17 protein-coding genes and 1 tRNA gene are annotated in these 24447 nt (G+C 64.7%); 10 read left to right on the top strand and 8 right to left on the bottom strand.

Annotated elements, in window-relative coordinates:
• The 5 genes from APQ99_RS04885 to csg all read right to left on the bottom strand — a co-directional run bounded on the left by APQ99_RS04885 (window position 1) and on the right by csg (window position 8178).
• Window positions 1–2322 (bottom strand): STT3 domain-containing protein, encoded by a 2322-nt coding sequence (locus APQ99_RS04885; RefSeq protein ID WP_136361022.1) that lies wholly within the window; start codon window positions 2320–2322, stop codon window positions 1–3.
• Between the two features lie 67 nt (window positions 2323–2389).
• A complete protein-coding gene (locus APQ99_RS04880) occupies window positions 2390–3499 on the bottom strand; it encodes an ABC transporter permease (RefSeq protein ID WP_136361666.1) in 1110 nt (369 codons plus the stop codon).
• 29 nt (window positions 3500–3528) lie between these two features.
• Window positions 3529–4194, bottom strand: coding sequence for an ABC transporter ATP-binding protein (locus APQ99_RS04875; RefSeq protein ID WP_136361021.1), 666 nt, complete (start codon window positions 4192–4194; stop codon window positions 3529–3531).
• Entirely contained in the window at window positions 4191–5390 is a 1200-nt protein-coding gene (locus tag APQ99_RS04870) for a CARDB domain-containing protein (protein ID WP_136361020.1), read from the bottom strand. The genes APQ99_RS04875 and APQ99_RS04870 overlap by 4 nt, the downstream gene beginning before the upstream one ends.
• A gap of 247 nt (window positions 5391–5637) precedes the next feature.
• The gene (csg, locus tag APQ99_RS04865) at window positions 5638–8178 is read right to left on the bottom strand and encodes an HVO_2072 family ArtA-dependent S-layer glycoprotein (RefSeq protein ID WP_136361019.1); all 2541 of its coding nucleotides are present in this window, start codon (window positions 8176–8178) and stop codon (window positions 5638–5640) included.
• Window positions 8179–8473: 295 nt separating this feature from the next.
• On the opposite strand from csg, the gene APQ99_RS04860 reads away from it, so the two are divergent.
• Window positions 8474–10150, top strand: a complete 1677-nt coding sequence (locus tag APQ99_RS04860; protein ID WP_244289001.1) for a hypothetical protein — start codon at window positions 8474–8476, stop codon at window positions 10148–10150.
• A gap of 9 nt (window positions 10151–10159) precedes the next feature.
• Here APQ99_RS04860 and APQ99_RS04855 read toward each other — a convergent pair whose 3' ends face one another.
• Window positions 10160–12016 carry a BGTF surface domain-containing protein gene (locus tag APQ99_RS04855; protein ID WP_136361017.1) on the bottom strand — a complete coding sequence of 619 codons (1857 nt, stop codon included), beginning with the start codon at window positions 12014–12016 and terminating at the stop codon, window positions 10160–10162.
• 300 nt (window positions 12017–12316) lie between these two features.
• Between APQ99_RS04855 and APQ99_RS04850 the strand changes: the two genes are divergently transcribed.
• Entirely contained in the window at window positions 12317–12940 is a 624-nt protein-coding gene (locus APQ99_RS04850; RefSeq protein WP_136361016.1) for a TetR/AcrR family transcriptional regulator, read from the top strand.
• A gap of 63 nt (window positions 12941–13003) precedes the next feature.
• The gene (locus APQ99_RS04845) at window positions 13004–13414 is read left to right on the top strand and encodes a DUF7475 family protein (protein WP_136361015.1); all 411 of its coding nucleotides are present in this window, start codon (window positions 13004–13006) and stop codon (window positions 13412–13414) included.
• Between the two features lie 39 nt (window positions 13415–13453).
• Here APQ99_RS04845 and APQ99_RS04840 read toward each other — a convergent pair whose 3' ends face one another.
• The gene (locus tag APQ99_RS04840; RefSeq protein WP_136361014.1) at window positions 13454–14683 is read right to left on the bottom strand and encodes a transglutaminase; all 1230 of its coding nucleotides are present in this window, start codon (window positions 14681–14683) and stop codon (window positions 13454–13456) included.
• A 247-nt stretch (window positions 14684–14930) separates the two neighbouring features.
• Here APQ99_RS04840 and artA point away from each other — a divergent pair, with 247 nt between their 5' ends.
• Window positions 14931–15851 carry an archaeosortase A gene (artA, locus tag APQ99_RS04835; RefSeq protein WP_136361013.1) on the top strand — a complete coding sequence of 307 codons (921 nt, stop codon included), beginning with the start codon at window positions 14931–14933 and terminating at the stop codon, window positions 15849–15851.
• An 88-nt stretch (window positions 15852–15939) separates the two neighbouring features.
• On the opposite strand, the gene APQ99_RS04830 is transcribed toward artA, so the two are convergent.
• Window positions 15940–16012 (bottom strand) — tRNA-Asp (locus APQ99_RS04830).
• Window positions 16013–16191: 179 nt separating this feature from the next.
• Here APQ99_RS04830 and APQ99_RS12735 point away from each other — a divergent pair.
• The 6 genes from APQ99_RS12735 to APQ99_RS04805 are packed head-to-tail and all read left to right on the top strand — an operon-like array spanning window position 16192 to window position 24339.
• Window positions 16192–16419, top strand: coding sequence for a DNA-directed RNA polymerase subunit H (locus APQ99_RS12735; protein ID WP_010903999.1), 228 nt, complete (start codon window positions 16192–16194; stop codon window positions 16417–16419).
• On the top strand, window positions 16420–17991 hold the full coding sequence (locus APQ99_RS04825) for a DNA-directed RNA polymerase subunit B'' (RefSeq protein WP_010903998.1): 1572 nt from the start codon (window positions 16420–16422) through the stop codon (window positions 17989–17991).
• Window position 17992: 1 nt separating this feature from the next.
• The gene (rpoB, locus tag APQ99_RS04820) at window positions 17993–19819 is read left to right on the top strand and encodes a DNA-directed RNA polymerase subunit B (RefSeq protein ID WP_136361012.1); all 1827 of its coding nucleotides are present in this window, start codon (window positions 17993–17995) and stop codon (window positions 19817–19819) included.
• Window positions 19819–22734 carry a DNA-directed RNA polymerase subunit A' gene (locus tag APQ99_RS04815; RefSeq protein ID WP_010903996.1) on the top strand — a complete coding sequence of 972 codons (2916 nt, stop codon included), beginning with the start codon at window positions 19819–19821 and terminating at the stop codon, window positions 22732–22734. The genes rpoB and APQ99_RS04815 overlap by 1 nt, the downstream gene beginning before the upstream one ends.
• A complete protein-coding gene (gene rpoA2, locus APQ99_RS04810; protein ID WP_136361011.1) occupies window positions 22727–23920 on the top strand; it encodes a DNA-directed RNA polymerase subunit A'' in 1194 nt (397 codons plus the stop codon). Before APQ99_RS04815 ends, rpoA2 begins: the two co-directional genes overlap by 8 nt.
• Window positions 23920–24339: a NusA-like transcription termination signal-binding factor gene (locus APQ99_RS04805; protein WP_010903994.1), complete on the top strand. Its 420-nt coding sequence runs from the start codon at window positions 23920–23922 to the stop codon at window positions 24337–24339. Before rpoA2 ends, APQ99_RS04805 begins: the two co-directional genes overlap by 1 nt.
• The last annotated feature ends 108 nt before the right edge of the window (window positions 24340–24447 follow it).

Raw genomic sequence — 24447 nt, 5'->3', positions numbered from 1 at the left:
CTACGCAGTGACTGTCGTCCCGTTGCCCACGGCGGCCGCCGGCACGGTGACCGTGCCGCCGGTCGAAACCGAGTACGCGCCGGGGTACGCCACCGTCACGGTGTAGGTCCCGTTGGCCGCGGCGGTCGTGGTCCGAGTGTACGTGACCGCCTGCCCGGAGACCGTGCCCTCGTGTGTCAGCGTGACCGACGCGTTCGACGCGGCGGTGCCGGTGACCGTCGCCCCCGGGACGACGCGGTAGACAGTTTTTGCGTCGCCGGCCCAGACCGCGCGGTAGTGCGCCAGCCCCGACCCCCAGGCGGTGAGTGCCGAGCCGATCGTCCCGGTGGCACCGTCGGGGACGGAGTTGGCGTCGAAGACGACGAACGCGGCGCGATCTTGGAGCCGGTCGTTCCACTTACCCGGGGTCGTGGAGCGGAGGAAGTCGTCGTAGTTCGATCGAGCGTACCGGTAACTGCGGCCGTCACCGGATCCGAACCAGTTGTACAGCCGGTTTCGGGACCACCGGCTGAACACGTACGTGGTGTCGTCGGTCCAGTCAGGCGCGTTGAGCGCCGCTTCGACGTGCGTGGCCGCGTGGTACGCGTCGTCGCTTTGCACCAGCGTGTTCGTGCGCAGCGGCGTCATGACTGCGCCGAGCCCGCCGACCAGCAGGAACGCAACCCCGATGCGGAGCGCGCGCGACCGGGTGGGGATCGCAAGCGAGCGCACGCGCTCGCGATCCGACGGTCGGGCCGAGAAGTCAAGCGGCGGATCCGCGAGGTCGACCACCGAGAGGAAGTACACGAACGCGACCGCAGCGAAGACGGCGACGAACACGGACAGCTCCCCGGAGAATCGGACCTGTGTTACCGCGAACGCGAACAACACGGTGCCGTAACAGCCGGTGAGCAGCCATCGTGGCCGCGAGCGCGCCACGCCCGTGTACATCGCCCACGCACCCGCGGGCAGCGCGAACAGCAACGCCGTCCCGTAGAAGAAGATCGGCCCGGCGAACAGTCCGTACGTCGTGCTGAACAGCGATTTCGTCTCCACGATGGAGCTTCCCGACTGCCCGACGAATCGCGCCCCCTCCTGTTGGAGCTCCGCGACAAACGAGGGGTCGATCGTCGCGACGACGGCGAACGCGGCGACGCCGCTGGCTGTGGTGAGCACTGGGGCCGTCCACGATGGCACCCCCACGCGTCGGACGCCGGCCGCGATGAGAGCGGCAGCACCGACGCCGAGCCCGGCCAGCAGCGGTGGCGCAACGATTACGGGCGACTGCCACCCGAGCAGAACATGGCCGGCGACTGCGAGCACGCCGCCGGCGGTGAGTGCAGCGGCGAGCGGGAGGTCTGCGAGCGGCGACTTGCCGTCGACGAGCGCGGCGCTGCGTGCGACTGCGTACACGACAAGCGGGACGAACAGCAGCGGCGCGGCGTTCCAGGAGTGGGCTTGTGCGGCGACGCTGCCAGCGAGCACACAGCCCCACGGGAGGTGGCGTCGCCAGCCAGAGTCGTCGGGAACGGCGACACCGGCCCCCGGGAGCAGACGGACGGCCGCAAGCACGGTGAGCGAGAGCCACACGAGATCAAGCGCGTGATGGTCGCCGAACCCGAGTGCGGTCCGGTAGGCGTGCACGGGCAACACGGCCAAGACAAGCACGGCTGTGATCCCGACCCGGCGGTCGTGGGACAGCGTGGTCGCCAGCAGATAGCACGCTACCGCCGTCACGACTGCCGCCACCACGGGATACCAAGCAGTGACGTGTGCGGCGGCGTTCGCGCTCCCGCCGAGCAGCCGCGTGGCACCGACCAGCACCACCACCAGCAGTGGTTCGCCGCGAGTGATACGGGCCGGAACGTCCAGCAGCCCGGCCCCCGACTGCTGCATTGCCGACACCAGGTACCGGTAGTAGTAGGGATCGTTGCCGAGCAACACGACGTGTCCGGCCCGGAACACCCGCGGGAAGACGAACACACGCAACGCAACGACGACCAACAAGCTGGCGGCGAGGAACCAGGCCGCACGCGAGGAGACCGACAGGCTGGGAACACGGTCACGAAGCGATACCGCTGCTTCGTCAGTGTCCGACGGGTCGGCATCCGGGTCGCCGAGCGCCGCCCGGACGGCCTGCCGGTCGGCGAGCACGTAGCCGTCGCCGGACTCGACGACGATGCCGCGGCCCACGAGTTCGCCGAACACCCCGGAGTCGACTGGCGCGTCGTCGAACGTCCACGTGTCCTGGCTCCGATCGACCTCGACGAGCGCTTCGAGGGCGTCGGCGAGCGCCGGACGGTCAGCGAGGAGGGCGGTGGTCGCCGCGCGCACGTCACTCATTCGTTTTTGTCACGCCAGCCAGCGGGCTAATGTGTTTCGACTCCGCGACGCCCACACGGGCGCGCGGTCATTCGCCGAGCGCCTCGACGGGCGGATCGTTGGCTGCTTTCCACGCCGGATAGAGCCCGCTGAGCAGGCTGGCGAAGACCGCGAACAGGAACCCGTAGACGAGGTATTTCGAACTCGGCCACACCAGCACGTCCATGGCGTTTTGCGTGATTTTGTCGAAGATGAACGCACCCACGCCGAGGGACGCAAGCGAGCCGACTAACCCACCGACAGCGCCCAGGAACATCGCCTCGGTGAGGATCATGCGGAGAACTTCTCCCCGACGGATGCCGACCGCGCGCAGCACGCCGATCTCGCCGCGGCGCTCGATCGTGCTCATCAGCATGACGTTGAGGATGGCCACACTCGCCACCAACAGTGAGATCGAGCCGATGCCGAGCAACCCCAGTTTGAGCGTTCTCATGAACTTGTTCACGCCCTCACGGGCATCTGAAGTGCTCCGGATTTCGAGGATTTTCTCCTCGGTGCGGCCGTAGGAATTGAACTCCGAGTCGAGGCGGTCAGCGATCCGGGCCGCATCAGAGCCCGAGTCGGCGTAGATATCGACGGTGTCGTACTCGTCCCGATCGGCCATCGCGGACAGCGGCACGACGAGCTCGGCGAACCCGCCGAACCGAGAGGTGGTGGTGATGATACCACGAATCCGGTACAGACTGCCGTCGTACTTGACGGGATCGCCGACCCCGAGACCGAGCGTCTCGGCGGTCTGGTTGGTGAGCAACGCGCCCGAGTGAAGGGTTTCGGGTGGATTCGCCGACGTAATGTTGTACGGCTCGGCCACCTCGGTCACGGCGGTGACGGTGACCACGTCAACGGTGTCAGCGCGGGAAGAAAGCGACGTGGTATCGGATTTCTGCTCGACGACGGTGCCGGCGCTCACCAAGTCATCAATTCGTTCGACCTGCGTCTGCGTGACCCCGTTCTCTTCGGCGTCCTCACCGGCACTGACCGAGACCTTGTTGCCGAGATCACCGAGCTGGGCGGAGGCTTGCTGATTGATCGCGGCGCTCGCCATCCCCATCGATGCGATCGAGATCACACCGATCACGATCCCGAGCGCGGCCAGCGCAGTCCGCACGCGGTTCCTCCCGAGGTTCCGCCACGCCATCAACACGCTGGGGAACCGAGCGAGCACACTCACGTGTGTAACACCCCATCGACGAGGTTGACTGCGCGGTCGGAGAACTCCTCGAGTTGCGTGTCGTGAGTGATCGCAACCACGGCGATGTTCTCCTCCTCGGTGAGGCGCTGCATCTCGGTGAGGATCGTGCCACCGGTCTCCTGATCGAGGTTGCCAGTTGGCTCGTCGGCCAGCAGAATCTCGGGTTCGTTGATCAGCGAGCGCGCGATCGCGACGCGCTGCTGTTGGCCACCGGAGAGCTCGCCCGGAGTGTGTGTAAGACGGTCCCCGAGCCCGACGCGCTCCAGGAGATCGACCGCGCGGTCGTGGCGGTCGACGGAGGTGTCCCACATCGACGGCAGTTCCACGTTCTCCACGGCCGTCAGCATCGGGAGCAGGTGAAACGACTGGAAGACGAACCCCAGTTCAGCGCGGCGCTCCTCGGTGCGCTCGTCCTCACTGAACCCGGTCACGTCTTGGCCGTCGAGGATGACGCTGCCCGCCGTGGGTGAGTCAAGCAAGCCGATCATGTTCAGCATCGTGCTCTTGCCGGAGCCGGACGGCCCAACGACGGTCACCATCTCGCCGCGCGCCGCCGAGAAGTCAACGCCTTTCAGCGCCTCGACTGTCTCGGCACCGGTTTCGTACCGTTTGACCACGCCTTCGAGTTCGATGATGCTCATGGGTTCCGCCAGCGTCGAACAACGACGACGACGATCGCAATCACAGCGACAGCGCCCCCGATCTTGAACAGCGGCAACCCGCCACCGCTCGCGCCGTTGGACGGGCTGGGCGCGCGGTTCTGCTGTTGGCCCGGCGCGCGCGGGGTAGCGCTCCCGCTGGACGCGCCGCTCACGTCGACGGTCACGACGTCCGAGTAGCGCTGCCCGTCGGCGGAGTAGTTCACCGTTATCGGGATCTCGTCGACAGCCGAGTCCGCCTGCACAGTCATATCGAAGGTTGCGAACTCACTGGTTTCGATCTTTCCCACGAAGTACCCGCCGTTGGCGGACAGCCCATCACCGACGGCGTTGACGCGCACCGACGCAGCGTCCGCACTGCCAAGGTTCGCGGCGTCGCCGCTGATCGTGTACGTGGTCCCCCCACCTGATGCCTCAACACCAGTGAGCGCAACGTCTGCGGAGCGCTGTGGTTGGTAGGTGAGTGTCGTGTTCGTGGTGTGCGTGCTGTGTTCGTCGTCGAGGGTGTACTCGCCGCGGATCACTAGCTCGCCGCTGGGGATCGACGCCCCGTCGAAGGTGACGTTCGCACTGTCGCTTTCCGAGACGTTGGCGACTGGCGCCCGCTCGACGATGCGCCCCTCGGACACGACCTGCAACTCGCCGGACTTGATCGGGATAGTGCCGTACTGCGTGATCGTGGCCTGGATGTCCGTCGATCCGTTGGTTGCTGTCGTGCGCGCGGAAACGCCCACGTCTGAAGTGCGATCGTCGACGGTGACGTACACGCTGCGCTGCACGTAGAAGACGCTGCCATCCGGGTTCAGCCCCCGTACGTGGACGCTCAACTGGTGGTCGCCGGGCTCGGCGAACGTATGCGACAGCGGAACCTCAATGGAGTCACCTGCCCCAAGCCTCCCCAGGCTGTCTTCTGTTGCGAGGAGACCGTCGCCGCGCAGTGTGACCTCGTTGACGCGCGCGGACCCGCTTGCCGATCCGGAGTTGTTGATCGACGGGGTGATCAACACCTGCGTGCCCGTCGTTGGGTTCGCAGGCGAGACGGCCACGTCGCCGATGGTGACTGAGACCGCACCGCTGCCGGCGGACTGCGCCCCGGAAAGTGGGGCAACAGCCGACACCGCGGCCAGCGCCAGTACGACGACTGCGAGGCCGGCACCGACACGAGACCGCCGAGTCATCGGTATTCTGGCCGACTGGCGGACAGTGGCTGGCGGCGTGATTCGACCGGTCTCGATGGAAGGAGAGTGGGATACTGCATTAGGACCGTTCCAGTATCGGGAACGTTCCAGAAACTGGTCGGCTGTGATATGACTCTTTTGGTGGCAGTGAGCACGCGGTGGCTGTCGCTGGTCGGTCGTCGGTAACAAAGAAAACGGCACCGCAAGTGACCGCGTACGCGCGGTCAGACGTGATTCAGTGGGTCGATCAGTTCTGGCGGAGTGCCAGCAGCGCCGCACCGAGGACCGCGACGAGCGCAACACCGACACCGAAGCCGGGGATGCTGCCGCCTGACTCGCCATCGGAAGTGCCCTCCGAGCCGTTCTCGGTGGTGTCCTCCTGCGTGGTAGTCATCTCGGTGGTCGTCTCGGTGGTCGTCTCGGTCATCGTCGTCGTCATCGTCTGGTTGTTCTCGGGCTGATCGACGGTCGTCTGATCAGGCTCCTCGAGTTCCTCGACGATTTCGACGTTCTGACGGTCGGTGTTGTCACCGTCGTCAGCTTCGACCGTGTAGTTGCCCGGCTCGACGTTCGAGAGCGGGACATCAACCGACCACTGGCCGTCGCTGTTCCACTCATCGGTGCTGTTGATCTCGACGGACGTGTCGCCCTGAAGGAGTTCAACCGTGATGGTGTTGTCGTCGGCCTTCCGGTTGGTCGTCCCCATGACGGTGAGCGTGCCGCCCGCTTCGCCACCCTCAGTGGCTTCGATCGTGGTCAGTCCGTCAACGAGACGGAACTGCTGCGTGACGATGAGGTCGTCGCTGGCGGTGTCGTCGACCGTGTTCGAGAGGATGCGGTCGCGGATCTGGTCGCCAGTCGGCGAACCCGAGGTGTAGTTACCGATTTCGTCCTCAAGATCGCTGATGCTGCTGGCGGTGTCCTCACCGAACTTCCCGTCACGACCCGACGAGAGGACGTGTGCGGAAGCACTGCCCTGTCGGAGCTCCGAGATGTCGATGTCCTCCTCGTCGAACGTGTCGTCGCTGTCGACGGAGATGGACTGGAACTTGACCTTGCCACGGTTGCCGATGATGATGGCGGCAACGTTGTCCTTCCCGGGGGCGGTCCCCTCAACGTCGATCTGGTTGTCGTCGTCGGCGACCTGCCCGTTGTAGGTCTCGAAGGACGCGGTGAGCTCCGTGTCAGTCACACGGATCGAGGACGTACTGCTGACGCCCTGGTTGAACGTAGACGTGTCGATGTTGTCCTTCATCTCACCCTCCGAGTCGACGGCGTCGCGCTTGTCGATGATGCCGAGGCGGTACGTACCGGGGAGACCAAGGATGTCGTCACCGCCCTTGTCGCCCGCGGAGAGCGTGATGTCTTCCTCCTCGAACGTGTCGTCGCTATCGACTTCGATCGATTTCTCGTCGTCGATGGTGACGAGTTCGAAGTCGTTGTTGTCGCGAGCGTACAGCACGACGTCGTCGGTCCCCTCGTTAGCGGTCCCGTTGATGTCGACTTCCGAGCCGACAACGTACGCGCCGGTCGGGTTGTCGAGGGTGATGTCGCCCTGCGTGACGTCGAAGTCAGTGTCGTCGTCAGTCGACCGCTCGTTCAGAGCGGTGACGTTATCGAGTTCTTCGCTTTTGACGTACTCAGTTTCGCCGTCGTCAGTGTTACTGGATGCGGGGTAGAGATCGATGTCGGCGCTGGAGTCATCGAGGTACTGCGTCTCGACGGACCCGACGCCGTTTCCGTCGTCGATCTCGACGATGGCGTACGCGTAGTCGACGTCCGAGATCGAGGTGTTTTCATAGTCGTCTACAATTTCGGTGGTACTGCCGTTGTCGACGACGAGACCGGTGTCGACAGTGTCACCAACGCTGCGCATGACCTTCGCGGCTTCCTCGGAGTTGATGTTGTCGCGGAAGTCGCTGCTGTCGATGGTGACAGCGTGGTAGTTACCTTCCGGACTGTTCTCGATGGTGTACTTGAGGTTCGACCCCTGCACGACTTCGTCCTCGGCGAGGTTCAGCGATGCCTTGTTCGAGGAGGAAATCGTCACGGAGACGGACTCGGTGGCGTCACCGAAGTCCAGGTCCTCGACACCTTCAACAGAGAACGTGTAGTCGCCCGCGTCAACGTTGTTCGGGTTGATGTCGAAGTACGCCGTGTTGGTTCCGTTGTTCCGGGTGTCCGAGGGGCCGGTGAGGATCTCGTCGGTAACATCGAGGCCGTCCTCGTCTTCGACGGTCAGCTCGATGTCCTCAGCGGCGTAGTAGTTGTAATCAACGGCGACCCGAGATTCGTCCTGCTGTGTGTTCAGGACTCCGCCAGTGACGTCGTTGTCCGCGTTGTTGCGGACTTCGAGCATCGTCACCGATGGGCTCTGAACCGTGACAGCGAACCCGTTTTTGCCGCTGTCAGGACCGTTGGCGTCGTAGGAACCGGTCGCCTGGTCCTCGGGAAGTGGCATCTGAAGCGGGAGTCCCTCGTCGGATCCGCCGGTTCGAGAGAGCTCAACCGCGTTGTACTGTTCTTCGTCAGAAGCGTTGTAGAATGTGACGTCTTCCTCGCCCTGGAAGAGCGTCGCTCCGTCGCCAACGCTACCAATGGAATTTGACGTTTTGTACTCCTCTGCACCGAAATCCAAGTCCTGGTTGTATCGATCGTTGGAATCCAGGACCTGGTCTGCATTCGCCGCAGCAGCCCCGCCCGTGAACGCGACGCCGGCTCCGATTACGGAACCGACCATCAGCGCCGTCAGGAGGACTGCGCGGAGTTTGCCTGTTGTGTCTGTCATTTTTACTGAGTGACTGAACTACGGTGTCAGTCCAACCAGACGACCGCATCCACCTGATTCCGCCGAAACGGTGAATCGTGGGTTTCTGCAGCCGCCATTTCGGGTAGGGGTGCTCCAGACTATACCCGGCCACTGGTAAATGCTTTCTGCCTTTTCGCGCGTCAGCCGCCGTCAGAACACCGATTTGGGTGTGTATTGCTCACATGAAACGTGGATGGCGGAGCGGCGACATCACGCACGGTGCCGTCCGGCGAAAACGGGGGTTAAAGATGCCCCAGTTCGAACCGAAGCCGCAATGAGCGGGAGTGGGCCACGGAAGTGCCTCGTCGTCGGCGTCTGTGTTCTCATCGCCGGGCTCGTCGTACCAGCGGGCGGTGTCGCTGCACAGCCAGCCGTCGCGGCGAGCGACGGCGCGGGTAACAACATCCATGCGGGGGCTCCGTTCGCCACCGATCAGGCGCTGAACCTCACCACGAACCTCACTGTTGCGGGCACACCGCTGCCCGATGGTGGATCGGTGACGACTGCCGACAACCCCCGGCTGGCGATGAACGTGACCAGCAACGCCACCATCGAGGTGATCTCGGTGCGCATCAACGACAACACGCGGCGGTCGTACGTCCCGAACGCCACTGCGTTCAACGAATCCACGAGGCTGGACCTGGATGCGGGAACGCACGACCTGACCACGGTCGTCAGGACTGCGAACGGGACCACGACGTACACCGGGACGATCACCGAAGACCCGAACGCGCCACTCGTCACGTTCGAGGCCCCGATGTCGGCCGGGTTCGTCGGCCCGGACAACGAGTACGAGCCCCTCGGTAACAACTACACCGTCAATCAGGCCACCGTCACCCTAGAGGGGACGATCCAGGACCAGTCGGCCGTGGAGTACATGGAGATCACGCGGTACTACAACTACCGCCCGGGGGGAAGATACCGACCGGACGCGGAGGCGGACGCCAAGCGCGAGATCGAGATTCGAGATCCGGGGGACTCGTTCTCCCAGGAGCTGCGCCTCGGACCGGGGCGTCCGAGCGTCGGCAGCGGCGCCAACCGGCTTCAGATCGAAGTCGCAGACGAATACGGGAACGTCAGGCAGTACCACACCCAGATCACGGTCAACGATACGGCCGCACCCGAGATCAACGTCTTGGATCGGCGGCCAGTCGCAACGCGCTCGGCGGTGGAGGTCACCGCTGAGGTGACCGACAGCGTGGGAATCTCAACGATTGGCGTTCGTGACGGCCCGGTAACTGGTGCCGGCCAGGATTTCCTGTTCACGCAACGCCAGCCGTTGCAGCGCCCGTTCTCGAAGACGGTGACGACGACCGTCCCGATCCTCGACGGTACGAAGGCGATCACACTCATCGCCACCGACCAGGCCAACCACAGGACCACCCGCGAGCTCGCGGTGAACTACAGCGAGCTGGTCACGCCGGCGATCCAGTTCGACAACTCACTCACCGGAACGGCGGGGGCGCAGCGCGTCCAGGCGGTCGGGCGAGTCTACGACGGGCAGATCTCACGCGTGCGCGTTGAGTCGCTCACGCCGGACGGTGAAACGATCGACATCAACTCGGTGTACAGCGGTGGTGTCACCGAGAACGTCAGCTTCCAGGAGTTGCTGGATGCAGAGGCGTACCCGGCCGCCGTGCGCGTGCGCGTGCTTGACGTGACGGGGACCGAGCACACGAAGACCATCGAGTTGTCCCAGTCAGAACCGGTCGACGAAGTGGTGGTGGAAGGAGCGGGAACGGAAACCGAAACGGCCGGTGGCGAGGGCGATCAGGCCGACAGGACAACGCTCAGGAACATCGAATCCAGTCCGGCGGTGTCGCCGGGCACCGCCGATCAGTCGGGGCCGTTGGGAACGCTGACCGGGTTGGTGAGCGAGTACGCGCTCCCGATCGTGGGGCTGCTGTTGGTCGTGATTCTCTTGTTGGTCGTCCAGCAACGCCGCGGGTAGCGGGCAACGTTACTCGCGGCGGCGCAGGCCCACACCAGCGAACACGATGACAACCGCCACGAGTGCGCCCACGGCCGTGAACCCCGGCGTTGGACCGCCGGTTTCGCGCGACGTGGTCGTCGTTTCGGACTGCGTCTCGGGCGTCGTCGTGGCTGCCGTGGTCGTGCGTGTCGGGTCGGTGACCGTCGCCGTCGTGTGCGCAACCGTATCGTCGGCAACGAACATCGTCAGTGTCACCGTCTCCCCGACGGTTGGAACCGGGAGATCGACAGTGCCGGTAAACGTGCCGTTGGCGGCCACGGTCGCAGTGGACCGCTGAATGTAGCCGAACGATCCGTTCGATTCGGCGAACGAGACGCGAACCGTCGCCTCGGTTCCCGGCGCGAGGTTCGTCACACCCGAGACGCGTGTCGGCTGTGCGCGTGTGAGCAGCCGCCCGTCACCACTGTCGGCTCGGAGATCGAAGCGCGTGCGTGGCGTCACGACCTGGAAGTCGTCGCTGGCGGTCTCGTTGGTGCCGGGAGCCAGATAGGGGAACGCCGGGATCGTTATGTCTCCGCCAGCGCCACCCAGGAGGCTGCGGTAATACGTCTGGATGTTGTTGTCCCCACGGTCGAACTGGAACGCGTCGGCGGGGTCGGTCTCGTAGGTGAGCGACGCCGAGAGGTTCTGGAAGTCGGTCCCGCTGGATGGTTGGAAGTCAGCAACCGCCTGTGGATCGACAACGACGTACAGTCGCCCGCGTGACGCGTTGGCGTACACTGAGGCCGCGGCCGGATCCGCACCGGATAGGTCGAGGATTTCGAGTGGGGACTCGATGCCGGGCGGTGAGTCCGGGCCCTTGACGACAGGGCTGTTGGTGGCCTCGACCGCGAACTGGACGCCTTCGCCGGTTCGGGCTTCGAGTGTGGAGAGGGTACTCGGGGCGACACCCGAGGCGAGCGCGTCCGGCCCGCCCGCGATGGCTGCCAGATGGCCGTAGATTCCGGTCGCGTTGGCCGCGATCACAACCCGGTCGGTCGTCGTGGGCGGTCGCTGGTCGGTCATCGACGCCGCGAGCGCGGTCGCGTTCGGAGCCGCGTCTGCCGCGCCGGCGGGGGCCGTGTTCACCGTGATGTTGTGGACGCCCGGGGTTGTCAGTGAGACCGTCGCGGTGTCGAATCCGCCGTCGGCCGGTGACGACGTGAGTGCGGTCGTCGCGCCGTCGGTGCGTGCCTGCGCGCTGATGGTTCGGTTGGTGGTCGCCGTCACGGTGTACGTGCCGGGCTGGAGGGGGCGAGTGAGTTGGGCTGTCGGCCGCTCGCGGTCGGCGCTCCGGATCAGCCCCACCGTGGCCAGGTAGTCGGCGAATCCGTCGACCTGGGTGCCGTCGGGGCCGACGAACCGCGGCCCGGGGTCGCCGCCGAGGCGTCCGTGAACGCCGCTTGTGACGGTGTCACCACCGCTGTAATAGACGTTCTCGGTGTTCGTCGGGCTGAGACTCGTACTGGTCCCGAGTGTCCTGGTGTTGATTCCGAGGGTGATCGTGCCGTCGGCGTCAGTGTCGACGGCGCGAACGACATCAAGGAAACCGGCATCGGCGCCGCCGACGTGAATATAGACGGGGTGATCGTTGGGAATGCGGTCGGGCAGTGTCAGTGAGAGCGAAACGATGTCTCCCGCGGGCCGTGTGTGCTCGGTGTGTTGCCAGCCAGCGTCGTCGGTGCTGTTCGAAGGCGATTCCGGGGGCGCGCCGGCGGCCGCTGTCGGGGCGTGATCCGTGGCCGCAGCCGCTGTCACAGCGGCCGGCGTGCAGACGACAGCCACGACGAGAATGGAAACGGCGGTCGCGCGCAGTGTCGTCGTGAGCGAGGGAGTGCGTGTCATGGATGAGAGCGTCTCCAGGTGCGCCACCCGATCTAGTGCGGTGGTTCGCGGCCCTGTTATTTGATCGTGTCCATCTGTGGAGCCGCAGCGGACGGGCGCGGTCGTCCGTGAGAGGGGATATCTAGAGGACGCAGTCGGGTGGGTAAATACTTTGGGCGCTCGGAACCCCGCCGACAGTCGGCCACAACGACGGAGCGGACGGCAACCCGACAGAGAACAGACCTGACAGCGACGAGGGCAGGGGCGAACGTGGGGGTCGGTAATCAGCACCTTCAAAATACTACTCTCGTAACTATCAGTATGAACGGCGATAGTCCCTTTGCGGGGCCTCCAGAAGACACACGCGAGGAGATCCTCCGGGCGGCGTTTCTCGTGCTCCAGCGGGACGGCTACGCTGGGCTGTCGATGAATCGGATCGCCGAGGAGGTCGGCCTGCAGAAGGCGTCGGTCTACCATCACTACGCGGAGAAAGACACGCTGTTGCTCGCGCTCGTCGATTACGTCGTCGAGGAGCTTCGGTACCGGATCGTTCAGTCCGACGACGAGGATCCTCTCCAGCAGCTGCGACGGTTCATCGACGAGGTGGTGTTCGGACACCACGCCGGATCGGATGCCACGGCGTTGTCGCCGCCGACGGATGGGACGATCCGGGCGTTCATTCAGATCCGCGCGCAGGCAGTCCACGACGACGACTACCGCGAACAGATCACGACGATCGACCGGATCCAACAGGAGCACATCGCGGAGATCATCCAGCGTGGCGTGGACGCGGGAGAGTTCCGCGACGTCGATCCGACGCAAGTGGCGTCGTTCATCTCGACGCTGTTGACCGGCGTGTTCACACGCCGAGTCACGATGACGACTGACCTGACGCCGGTGCGGGAAGCGACCCACGCGTATCTCGAAGCGGTGTTAGTGGCGTAACCCTGCTCGTGCGTGCTACGTGGCGCACAAACTATTACATAGAACGGGCAACACGTTGTGGGTATGTCACAGCAATCACGCACGGCGAGCCGGGAGGCGGCGTCGATCATCGCACTCCCGACACACGCGGTCGGCTACCTCGCACTGCTGGCGGCGATCGTCACAGGGGTCATCCATCTCCAGTTGGGCAATCAGATCGCTGGGTTGAACCAGCAGTTGGCGATCCTGTTCGTGTTGAACGGCGTCGGGTTCCTGGCTGGCGGCGCCGTCTACGTGAGCAGCTACTGGCGCGAGGCGCTGTATCTCGTGGCGGCGGCGTACGCGCTCACCACGATCGTCTCGTTGTTCGTGTTCCAGGGGTTCAGCGTGGACGCCTTCTACATGGGCAACACACTCAATACGACGGCCGTGATTTCGAAGGCAGCCGAAGCCGTGCTGGCGGCGTGTGCCGTGTTCTTGTACGCGACGGAGTAGCGGGACACGGAACAGGACGGCAGAAAACAGGAGGAGCGGTTATTCGCCGTCGCGGAACCGGCGGAACGCGATCACGCCAAGCCCGCCCAGCGATCCCAACACGAGAAGCGCGGCGACAGAGCCGGACAGCGAAGTGATAGAGCCGGGCGTCAGCGAGAACTGCTGTGCCGACTGGTTCGGCTGGGCCGTGGCTGGTGCGATCGACATCGAGGAGCTGGAGACCTGGACGGACTGCGAGCTGTCGTAGGACTCCCCGCCGACCTGGTACTCAGTGTGAAGCGAGAGCGTGGTGTCGGCGTCCAGCGTAGTGGGAACAGTCACCGTCTGTGAGTGGGCGGCGTCGACGGTCCCGAACGCGGCCGCGGGTGCCGGACCGACGTCGTCGGTGCCGACCGTGGTCACGTCGTTGACGGCTGCGTTACCGAGGTTGATGAGGCGATACTGGAGGAACTTCGAGTCGTTCTCTTCGATGACTGTTGCGTCGACGCGGACGTCGGTTCGGAGCGCATCGACGTCGATGGATTTCGACGTGTTGACTGCGGCGTCGCTGGTTTCAAGCGATGCCTTGAGGTCGATCGTCCCGGTGCGTTCGGGCCGGATATCGAATTCGAACTGGGTGATGTTCTCGGTGCCGAGCACCGGCTTCAGGCGCGTCTCAGTGTCGAGGTTCTGGTTGGTCGCTTCGAGGTCGAGCGACAGGTCCGTGAGCGGGTCCTCTTCGCCGTTCGAGACCGTAACGGTGACCGGCGTGTCGGTGCCCGCGACCGCGGACTGCGCGTCGATCTGAAGGCGAGGTTCGGGTGGTGACGACGAGGACGGCTCCGAGACCGAGACGTACACCGGGTAGTCGACGGAATCGATGCTGCGGGTGACCCCGTCACTGTCGGTCTGGACACCGCGAACGGTGACTGTGAGTTCTTTGTCACCAGCTGAGTCGAAGGACGTGCGAAGCGGCACGTCGATCGACTCGCCGCCGGCGATCGTTCCCAAATCACTGACCTTTGCCAGGTTTCCGCCGTCGCCGGAGAGGGTCACTTGCGTGATCTCGAACGCTCCATCGCTGGAACTGGAGTGGCGCACGGTCGGCGTGACAGTAATCGTGTCACCAGTCTCAGGCTCGTCATCAGAGACGGTCACGTCTGAAACAGTGACTTTCAGGCCGTTGTCTGCGGACACGACGCCAGCAGCCGCGACGGCCGACAGGCAGACGACGGCCGTCATAATTAACGCTTTCAGCGCGCGGGAATCCATGTGGCTGTTTCCCATCATAATCCCGGACAACAACCTAACAATATATAAATGTTGATTTTATTGAGATGGTGTAGAATTGGAATTATTCAGCATCCATCGTGATACGTTATGAAAGGTCGTATAACTGAGATATGGATGCCTGTAGAAAAAGCTATGTATAAGCCAAGTTATGATAATGGTCGATGACGAGACGACCGCAGCGACTGGCCACCCACAGACACCAACACGCCTATAGACGGGGCGTGTTTCGCTCGGACCAGCAACCATGACTGCAGCGACAGACGCGCTCGCATGGGTTGTCGTCGCGGCGTTCGCAACGAGCGCCCTGATCGACGCGGCCAGCGACGACCACGAGGCGTTGCGGCGGTACGCCGCCGTCGGCGCGTGGGCCGTGTTCGGGCTGTTCTGGGGCCTGCTCATCGAACACTTCCTGTTCGTGCAGCAGTCACTCATCGAGGGCGCACTCGCTGCAGCGGCCGTGCCCGCGTGCCTCTACACGGCGTACCTCGTGGCCAGCGGCCGGAAGTCGCTGGCGACACTGACCCGCGCGATCGCGGTCATGGGGCTGCTCTACATTCCGTTCCAGACGATCGAGCCGCTGCGGCGGTGGGCGATCCTCACGACGACACACCACGCCGCGTGGATCATGGGCCAACTCGGCTACCACCCGGCGATCGAGGTCGCCACGAGCTACCACGGCTACCCTGCGAAGTTCGCGTTCCACGGGACGAACGTCGTGACCGGCGAACCCTGGGGGTTCCCCACGACAGTGCTACTGGCGTGTACGGGGATCGGAAGCATGAGCATCGTCGGCGGGCTCGTGGCGGCCGTCGACGCGCCGATGCGGCGCAGGCTGCGCGCACTGGGGGTGGCGATCCCGCTGATCTACGGCATGAACCTGGTGCGTGTCGTGTTCATCGCGATCGCACACGGCAACCAGTGGTTCGGCGGGGATGTTATCGAAGGCGTGGTGTTTGCGTTGTTCCCGACGGACAACCCCAACCGGGTGTCGTATCTGTTCGCGGATCGCGTGCTTGCGCAGTCGCTGTCTGTCGTGGTGCTCGTCGTGTTGACGCTGGCGCTGCTGCGTATCGTGCCGGAGCTGGGCGGCGTCATCGAGGACGTGGCGTTCGTTCTCACCGGCAATGAATACGACATCACGGGCCGGTTCGCCGGCGACCGCTAGCCCGGCCTGGTCCCGTCGGTTGGCGTGGATCGAGACAGGAGGGGTTGGGAACGGACGCGGCGCTGTTCGAGTAGCGGAACGGAGAAAGCGCCCGGAGCGGGATTTGAACCCGCGTCACAACCGTGACAGGGTTGTATGATGGGCCACTACACCATCCGGGCTGGCTGCACTCATTCGTATCCGGGGTATAGTATTAAGACTTTCCAATCGCGGGCTGTGTGTGTATCGCTGTCGTGTCGCCGTTCGCGCGCCCCGTGGTTGACAAGGCTTAAATGCTGTGGGCAGCAACTGGCCTGTAGTATCTCGTGAGAGTCAGTTCTCCCCCCACGCAGGTGCACCCATGGTAGACGTAAGCCAACACGAACTCGTACCCGAGCACACCGTCCTCGATGAGGAGACACTCGACGGAGTGCTTGCGGACTACGACATCGACCGCACGGAGCTTCCGAAGATCAAATACAAGGATCCAGCGCTGCCCGACAACGCCGAAATCGGGGACGTCGTGGAGATCGTTCGGGACTCGCGAACCACAGACGAAGCCGTCGTGTACCGACTGGTGATCGAATAGATGCTACAGGAAGACAAACGCGAACTGTCCGAATCGTACTTCTCGAAAGAACGCCTCGCCGAACACCACTTCCGCTCGTACAACGCGTTCCTCGAACACGGCATGCAGGATGTCGTCACCGAGAAAGAACGCATCGAGACGGACATCGGCGACAAAGAGGACGAAGAGCCGGTGTGGGTTGAGCTCGGTGACGTTCGAGCCGTCACGCCCCGCGTCAGGGAGGCCGACGGCAGCGAGGAGCTGCTGTACCCACAGGAAGCGCGGCTGCGGAACATCACGTACTCGGCGCCCGTGTTCATGGAGATGAGCATCGTGCGTGGTGGCGAGGAAGAAGAGGAGCGTGTCCTCGACACGACCGAAACGAAGGTCGGTCGGATGCCCATCATGGTGGGCTCGGACAAATGCAACATTTCCGGGTTCAGCGACGAGGAACTCATCGAGATCGGTGAGGACCCGGCCGACCCCGGGGGGTATTTCATCATCAACGGCAGCGAGCGCGTGTTGATGACCAGCGAGGACCTCGCGCCGAACAAGATCCTCGCCGAGTACGACTCCAAGTACGGCGACGAAATTCAGGTGGCGAAGACGTTCAGCCAGCGCCGCGGCTACCGCGCGCTCGTGCTCGTCGAGCGCAACCGCGAGGGCCTGCTTGAGGTGTCGTTCCCGTCAGTCTCCGGGTCGATCAGCTTCGTAACGCTCGTGCGCGCGCTCGGGTTGGAGTCCGACGAGGAGATCGTCCACCGGGTCAGCGAGGACCCCGAGATCGTGAAGTTCATGCTGGAGAACCTGGAGGAAGCCGACGTCCAGACCCAGGAGGAAGCCATCGAGGACCTGGGCCAGCGCGTCGCCTCCGGGCAGGGAAAGAACTACCAGCTCAAGCGCGCGAACTACGTCATCGACCGCTATCTCCTCCCACACCTCCACGAGGACGGCGTCGAGGAAGAGGAGACACGCATCAACAAGGCGTACTACCTCTGCCGGATGGCCGAGGCGTGCTTCGAGTTGGCGCTCGGCCGCCGCGAGGCCGACGACAAGGACCACTACGCGAACAAGCGCCTGAAGGTCTCCGGAGACCTGATGAAAGACCTGTTCCGAACGGCGCTGAACAAGCTCGCGCGTGACGTGAAATACCAGCTGGAGCGCGCGAACATGCGGAACCGCGAACTCACGGTGAACACGGTGGTTCGGTCCGACGTGTTGACCGAGCGCCTCGAACACCCGATTGCGACCGGGAACTGGGTTGGTGGGCGGTCCGGCGTGAGTCAGCTCGTCGACCGCACCGACTTCATGGGTGTGCTCAGCCACCTGCGCCGCCTGCGCAGTCCGCTCAGCCGCTCCCAGCCGCACTTCGAAGCGCGGGACCTACACGCCACCCAGTGGGGGCGCATCTGTCCGTCCGAGACGCCGGAAGGCCCGAACTGTGGGCTGGTGAAGAACTTCGCGCAGGCGATGGAGCTCTCACAGGACGTCGACGACGAGCGGGACCTCAAACAGGAGCTGTCCTCGATGGGTGTGGAGGGAATCCCCGGCATCAGCATGGAAACGACATCGACGACGTCCGCGGACGACTAACATGAGTACGGAACGCGAAGCCAAAGTCTACGTCAACGGGAGTCTGGTTGGAACACACGAGAACCCCGAAGAGTTAGCAGAACAGATCCGGGAGGCGCGCCGCCGCGGTGAGGTCTCCGAGATGGTGAACGTCTCGGTCAGGGACCGCACCGGTGAGGTCATCGTGAACGCGGACGCTGGCCGGGCGCGCCGGCCGTTGCTGGTCGTGGAGAACGGCGAGCCGGTGGTCACCCAGGAGGAAGTGGAGGCCGTCAAGAACGGCGACATCGACTTCGAGGACCTCGTTGAGGCTGGGAAAGTCGAGTTCATCGACGCCGAGGAGGAAGAGGACATCCTCGTGGGCGTCGAGGAGGAGGAGCTCACGGCCGACCACACGCACCTCGAAATCGACCCGCAGCTCATCTTCGGGATCGGTGCGGGGATGATCCCGTACCCCGAGCACAACGCCAGCCCCCGGATTACGATGGGGGCGGGGATGATGAAACAGAGTCTGGGGCTGCCGGCGGCGAACTACCGCATCCGGCCGGACACCCGCCAACACCTCCTGCATTACCCGCAGAAGGCGATGGTGAACACCCAGACGACCGAGCAGATCGGCTACGACGACCGGCCGGCGGGCCAGAACTTCGTCGTCGCCGTGATGTCCTACGAGGGGTTCAACATCGAGGACGCCCTGGTCATGAACAAGGGGTCCGTGGAGCGCGCGCTCTCCCGGTCGCATTTCTTCCGCACGTACGAGGGCGAGGAGCGCCGCTACCCTGGCGGCCAGGAAGACCGCTTCGAGATCCCCGGCGACGACGTGCGGGGCGCACGCGGTGAGGACGCGTACACGCACCTCGACGACGACGGCCTGGTGAACCCCGAGACGAAAGTCGACGATTCGTCGGTGCTGTTGGGGAAGACGAGTCCGCCGCGGTTCCTCGAAGAACCCGAGGACATGGGCGGGCTGAGCCCGCAGAAGCGCCGCGAGACGTCGGTGACGATGCGGTCGGGCGAGGACGGCGTCGTCGACACGGTGACGCTGATGGAGGGCGAGGACGGCTCGAAGCTCGCGAAAGTCTCCGTGCGCGACGAGCGCATCCCGGAACTCGGCGACAAGTTCGCGAGCCGACACGGCCAGAAGGGCGTCGTCGGCCACCTCGCGCCCCAGGAGGACATGCCGTTCACGCAGGAAGGCGTGGTGCCGGACCTCGTGTTGAACCCCCACGCGTTGCCGTCGCGGATGACGGTCGGCCACGTGCTGGAGATGCTCGGCGGGAAGGCGGGGTCGCTGGACGGGCGGTCCGTCGACGGCACGCCGTTCACTGGCGAGGGCGAGGACGAGATCCGTGGCACGCTCGAAGACCGCGGCTTCAAATCCTCCGGCAAGGAGGTCATGTACTCCGGGGTGTCCGGGGAGAAAATCGAGGCCGAGATCTTCGTGGGGACGATCTTCTACCACAAGCTCTACCACATGGTGTCGAACAAGCTCCACGCCCGGTCGAAGGGGCCGGTGCAGGTGCTGACCCGACAACCCACCGAGGGTCGCGCCCGCGAGGGCGGACTGCGGGTCGGTGAGATGGAGCGTGACACCGTCATCGGGCACGGCGCGGCGATGGTGCTCAAAGAGCGCCTGCTTGATTCCTCGGACCGCGAGGAGATCCACGTGTGTGGGAACTGCGGCATGACGGCCGTGGAGAACTACGAGCAGCGCCGGGTGTACTGTCCGAACTGCGAGGAGGAGACCGACGTACACAGCATCGAGATGAGTTACGCATTCAAGCTTCTACTCGACGAGATGAAGGCGCTCGGCATCGCGCCGCGCCTGGAACTGGAGGAGGCAGTGTAATGAGTGCAGGACAAGCCCCCAAGGAAATCGGCGAAATCAGCTTCGGGCTGATGGACCCAGAGGAGTACCGCGACATGTCCGCCACGAAAGTCATCACGGCGGACACGTACGACGACGACGGCTTCCCGATCGACATGGGGCTGATGGACCCCCGGCTGGGCGTCATCGATCCGGGCCTGGAGTGCAAGACGTGTGGGCAGCGCTCGGGCGGCTGCAACGGCCACTTCGGCCACATCGAGCTCGCGGCCCCGGTGATTCACGTGGGGTTCTCGAAGCTCATCCGCCGGCTCCTGCGTGGGACGTGTCGGGAGTGCGCGAGCCTGCTGCTCACCGAGGAGGAGAAAGACGAGTACCGGGAGAACCTCGATCGGACGCGGAGCCTCCGCCAGGACGTCTCTGACGTGATGACGGCGGCGATCCGTGAGGCCCGCAAGAAAGACCACTGCCCGCACTGCGGGGAGGTCCAGTACGACGTCAAACACGAGAAGCCGACGACGTACTACGAGGTCCAGCAGGTGTTGGCGTCGGATTACAGCGAGCGCATCGCGGCGTCGATGCAGCCCGACGAGGACGAGGACGACGCTGGCGTGAGCCCCCAGGAGCTCGCCGAGCAGACCGACATCGACATCAGCCGGATCAACGAGATCCTCTCCGGGGAGTTCCGGCCGCGCCGCGAGGACCGTGAGGCCATCGAGACGGCCATCGGCGCGGACCTCACCACCGAGGACATGAACAAGCTGATGCCGTCGGACATCCGGGACTGGTTCGAGGACATCCCCGGCGAGGACCTCGAAGCGCTGGGCGTGAACTCGGACCGCAGTCGGCCCGAGTGGATGATCCTGACGGTGCTACCGGTGCCGCCGGTGACGGCGCGACCGTCGATCACGCTTGACAACGGCCAGCGCAGCGAGGACGACCTCACGCACAAGCTGGTGGACATCATCCGCATCAACCAGCGGTTCATGGAGAACCGCGAGGCGGGTGCGCCACAGCTCATCATCGAGGACCTCTGGGAGCTGTTGCAGTACCACGTCACGACGTTCATGGACAACGAGATCAGCGGGACGCCGCCGGCGCGACACCGGTCCGGCCGCCCGCTGAAGACGCTATCCCAGCGCCTCAAGGGCAAAGAGGGGCGGTTCCGCGGCAGCCTCTCGGGGAAACGCGTGAACTTCTCCGCCCGGACCGTCATCTCGCCGGACCCCACGCTGTCGCTGAACGAGGTCGGGGTGCCGGATCGGGTGGCGACGGAGATGACACAGACGATGGTCGTCAACGAGCAGAACCTCGAGCGCGCCCGACGCTACGTCCGGAACGGCCCCGAGGGGCATCCGGGCGCGAACTACGTCACCCGGCCCGACGGCCGTCGCGTGCGCGTCACCGAGAAGGTGTGTGAGGAGCTCGCCGAGCGCGTCGAGCCCGGCTGGGAGGTCCAGCGCCACCTCATCGACGGCGACATCATCATCTTCAACCGGCAGCCGTCGCTGCACCGGATGTCGATCATGGCCCACGAGGTCGTGGTGATGCCGTACAAGACGTTCCGCCTGAATACGGTCGTCTGTCCGCCGTACAACGCCGACTTCGACGGCGACGAGATGAACATGCACGCCCTCCAGAACGAGGAGGCGCGGGCCGAGGCGCGCGTGCTGATGCGCGTCCAAGAGCAGATCCTCTCCCCGCGGTTCGGGGAGAACATCATCGGCGCGATCCAGGACCACATCTCCGGGACGTACCTGCTCACGAACGACAATCCGCGGTTCAACGAGACGCAGGCGTCGGACCTGCTCCGGCAGACCCGGATCGACGAGCTGCCGGCGGCCGCCGGCACCGACGAGGACGGCGACCAGTACTGGACCGGCCACCAGATCTTCTCCGAGTTGCTGCCCGACGACCTCTCGCTTGAGTTCACCGGCACGACCGGTGACACCGTCGTCATCGAGGACGGCCAGCTCTTGGAGGGCACCATCGCCGACGACGAGGTCGGGGAGTACGGCAGTGAGATCGTGGACACCATCACGAAAGTCCACGGGAACACGCGCGCCCGCATCTTCATCAACGAGGTCGCGTCGCTGGCGATGCGGTCGATCATGCACTTCGGGTTCTCGATCGGCATCGACGACGAGACGGTGTCGACGGAGGCCCGCGAGCGCATCGACGAGGCGATCCAGTCGGCGTACGACCGCGTGCAGGAACTCATCGAGACCTACGAGAACGGGGACCTAGAGAGCCTGCCCGGCCGCACGGTCGACGAGACCCTGGAGATGAAGATCATGCAGACGCTCGGAAAGGCTCGGGACTCCGCGGGGGACGTCGCCGAGGAGAACTTCGACGAGGACAACCCCGCGGTCGTGATGGCGAACTCCGGCGCGCGTGGGTCGATGTTGAACCTCACGCAGATGGCGGGGTGTGTCGGCCAGCAGGCGGTTCGTGGCGAGCGCATCAACCGCGGCTACGAGGACCGCACGCTCTCCCATTTCGCGCCCAACGACCTCTCCAGTGAGGCCCATGGCTTCGTGGAGAACTCCTACACCAGCGGGCTGACCCCGAAGGAGTTCTTCTTCCACGCGATGGGGGGCCGCGAGGGGCTGGTTGACACGGCAGTCCGGACGTCGAAGTCCGGCTACCTGCAGCGCCGGCTGATCAACGCGCTGTCGGAGCTGGAGACGCAGTACGACGGCACCGTGCGGGACACCAGCGACACGATCGTGCAGTTCGAGTTCGGGGAGGACGGCACCAGTCCGGTGCAGGTGTCCTCCAACGAGGAGGTCGACATCGACGTCGAGCACGTCGCCGACCGCATCCTGAACTCGGAGTTCGACAGCGACACCCAGAAGGCCGAGTTCCTGGAGGTCGAGGAGCCGCCGACGAACCTCTCCGAGCACGGCGCCGCCTGGGAGGTGGAATCGGATGACTGAGTTCGACGTGACGGACGGCGTCCACGACGTGATCGAGGACACCGAGTTGCCACGGCGGCTGAAAGACGAGGTGCTCGCGACCGCCGAGGAGCGCGGGGTCACGAAGTCCCAGGCGAACGAGATCGCCACCGCGGTTGAGGCCCAATATTTGGACACGCGCGTCGACCCGCTCGACCCAGTGGGGACGGTGAGCGCACAGTCCATCGGGGAGCCGGGGACGCAGATGACGATGAACACGTTCCACTACGCGGGCGTCGCGGAGATGGACGTGACACAGGGGCTGCCGCGGCTCATCGAGCTCGTGGACGCCCGGAAGACGCCGGACACGCCGGTGATGGAGGTGTACTTGGAGGACGAGTACGCCGAGGAGCGCGAGCGCGCCCACGAGGTCGTCTGGAAGATCGAGGCTACGAAGATCCTCGCGCTGGGCGACATCTCCACGAACGTCGCGGACATGGTCGTTCGCATCGACCTCAACGAGGACACGCTCCAGGAGCGGTGGCCGCGGGTTGACTCCACGACGCAGATCGCGGGGGAGGTCGCGGAGACGATCGAGGGGAACCTCGGTGTGACGGTGACCCAGGACGGAACGATCCTGGAGTTCGGACCGAGCGAGCCGTCGTACCGGGAGCTCCTGCAGCTGGTCGAGCAGCTCCGGGACATCGTGTTCAAGGGCATCGAGGAGGTGTCCCGGGTCGTGATTCGGCGCGAAGAAACCGACCGCGGCGAGGAGTTCGTCCTCTACACCGAGGGGTCGGCGTTCAAGAAGGCGCTCAAGATCGAGGGCGTCGACGCCACGCGCACGTCGTGTAACAACATCCACGAGGTGCACAAGACCCTCGGCATCGAGGCCGCTCGGGAGGCGATCATCAACGAGACGATGACCACCCTCGAAGAGCAGGGCCTCGACGACGTGAACATCCGCCACCTGATGTTGGTCGCCGACATCATGACCAACGACGGCACCATCGAGTCGATCGGCCGCCACGGCATCTCGGGGAACAAGAACTCCGTGCTCGCGCGGGCCGCCTTCGAGGTGACGGTGAACCACCTCCTGGACGCGGCGATCCACGGCGAGAGCGACGACCTCGACGGCGTCATCGAGAACGTGATCGTCGGGAAGCCGGTTCGGCTCGGAACTGGTGACGTTGACCTCCGGATGGGCGCGACACAGACGTCGGACTGATGACCATCCGGCTCTCAGATGAGGCGCGCCAGCTCATCGCCGTCTTCGAGACGGAGACCGACGCGACGGCCGTCGATTGCCTGCCCGACGACGACCGGGTGGTGTACGTCGTCACTGCGGGCGAGATGGGGGCCGCCATCGGCGACGGCGGGAGCCGCGTCGACGCGCTTGAAGCGACGCTCGGGCGCAGCGTGGTGCTCGTCGAGGATGCCCCGACAGCCGAGGGGTTCGTGGCGAACGCGCTCTCGCCGGCGGCGGTCTACAACGTCACGGTCAGCGAGAACGACACGACGGTCGCGTACGCGGAAGTCGCCCACGAGGACAAGGGCGTCGCGATCGGTGCTGACGGTACGAACATCGAGACCGCCAAGGAGTTGGCCGCCCGCCACTTCGACATCGACGACATCCAGCTGACGTAGTCCCGTTCGCTGCGCTCTCTCGGGTGCTGGCAAGGGCTGCGCTGAAAGCACTCCGCTTTCCTGCCGCTCGCTTCGTCACCGGCCGTGGACAGACGAGTGGGTAACACG

The organism is Halobacterium salinarum DSM 3754 (assembly GCF_008124605.1).
GTDB lineage: Archaea > Halobacteriota > Halobacteria > Halobacteriales > Halobacteriaceae > Halobacterium > Halobacterium salinarum.
This window is presented reverse-complemented; position numbering and strand designations above follow the sequence as displayed.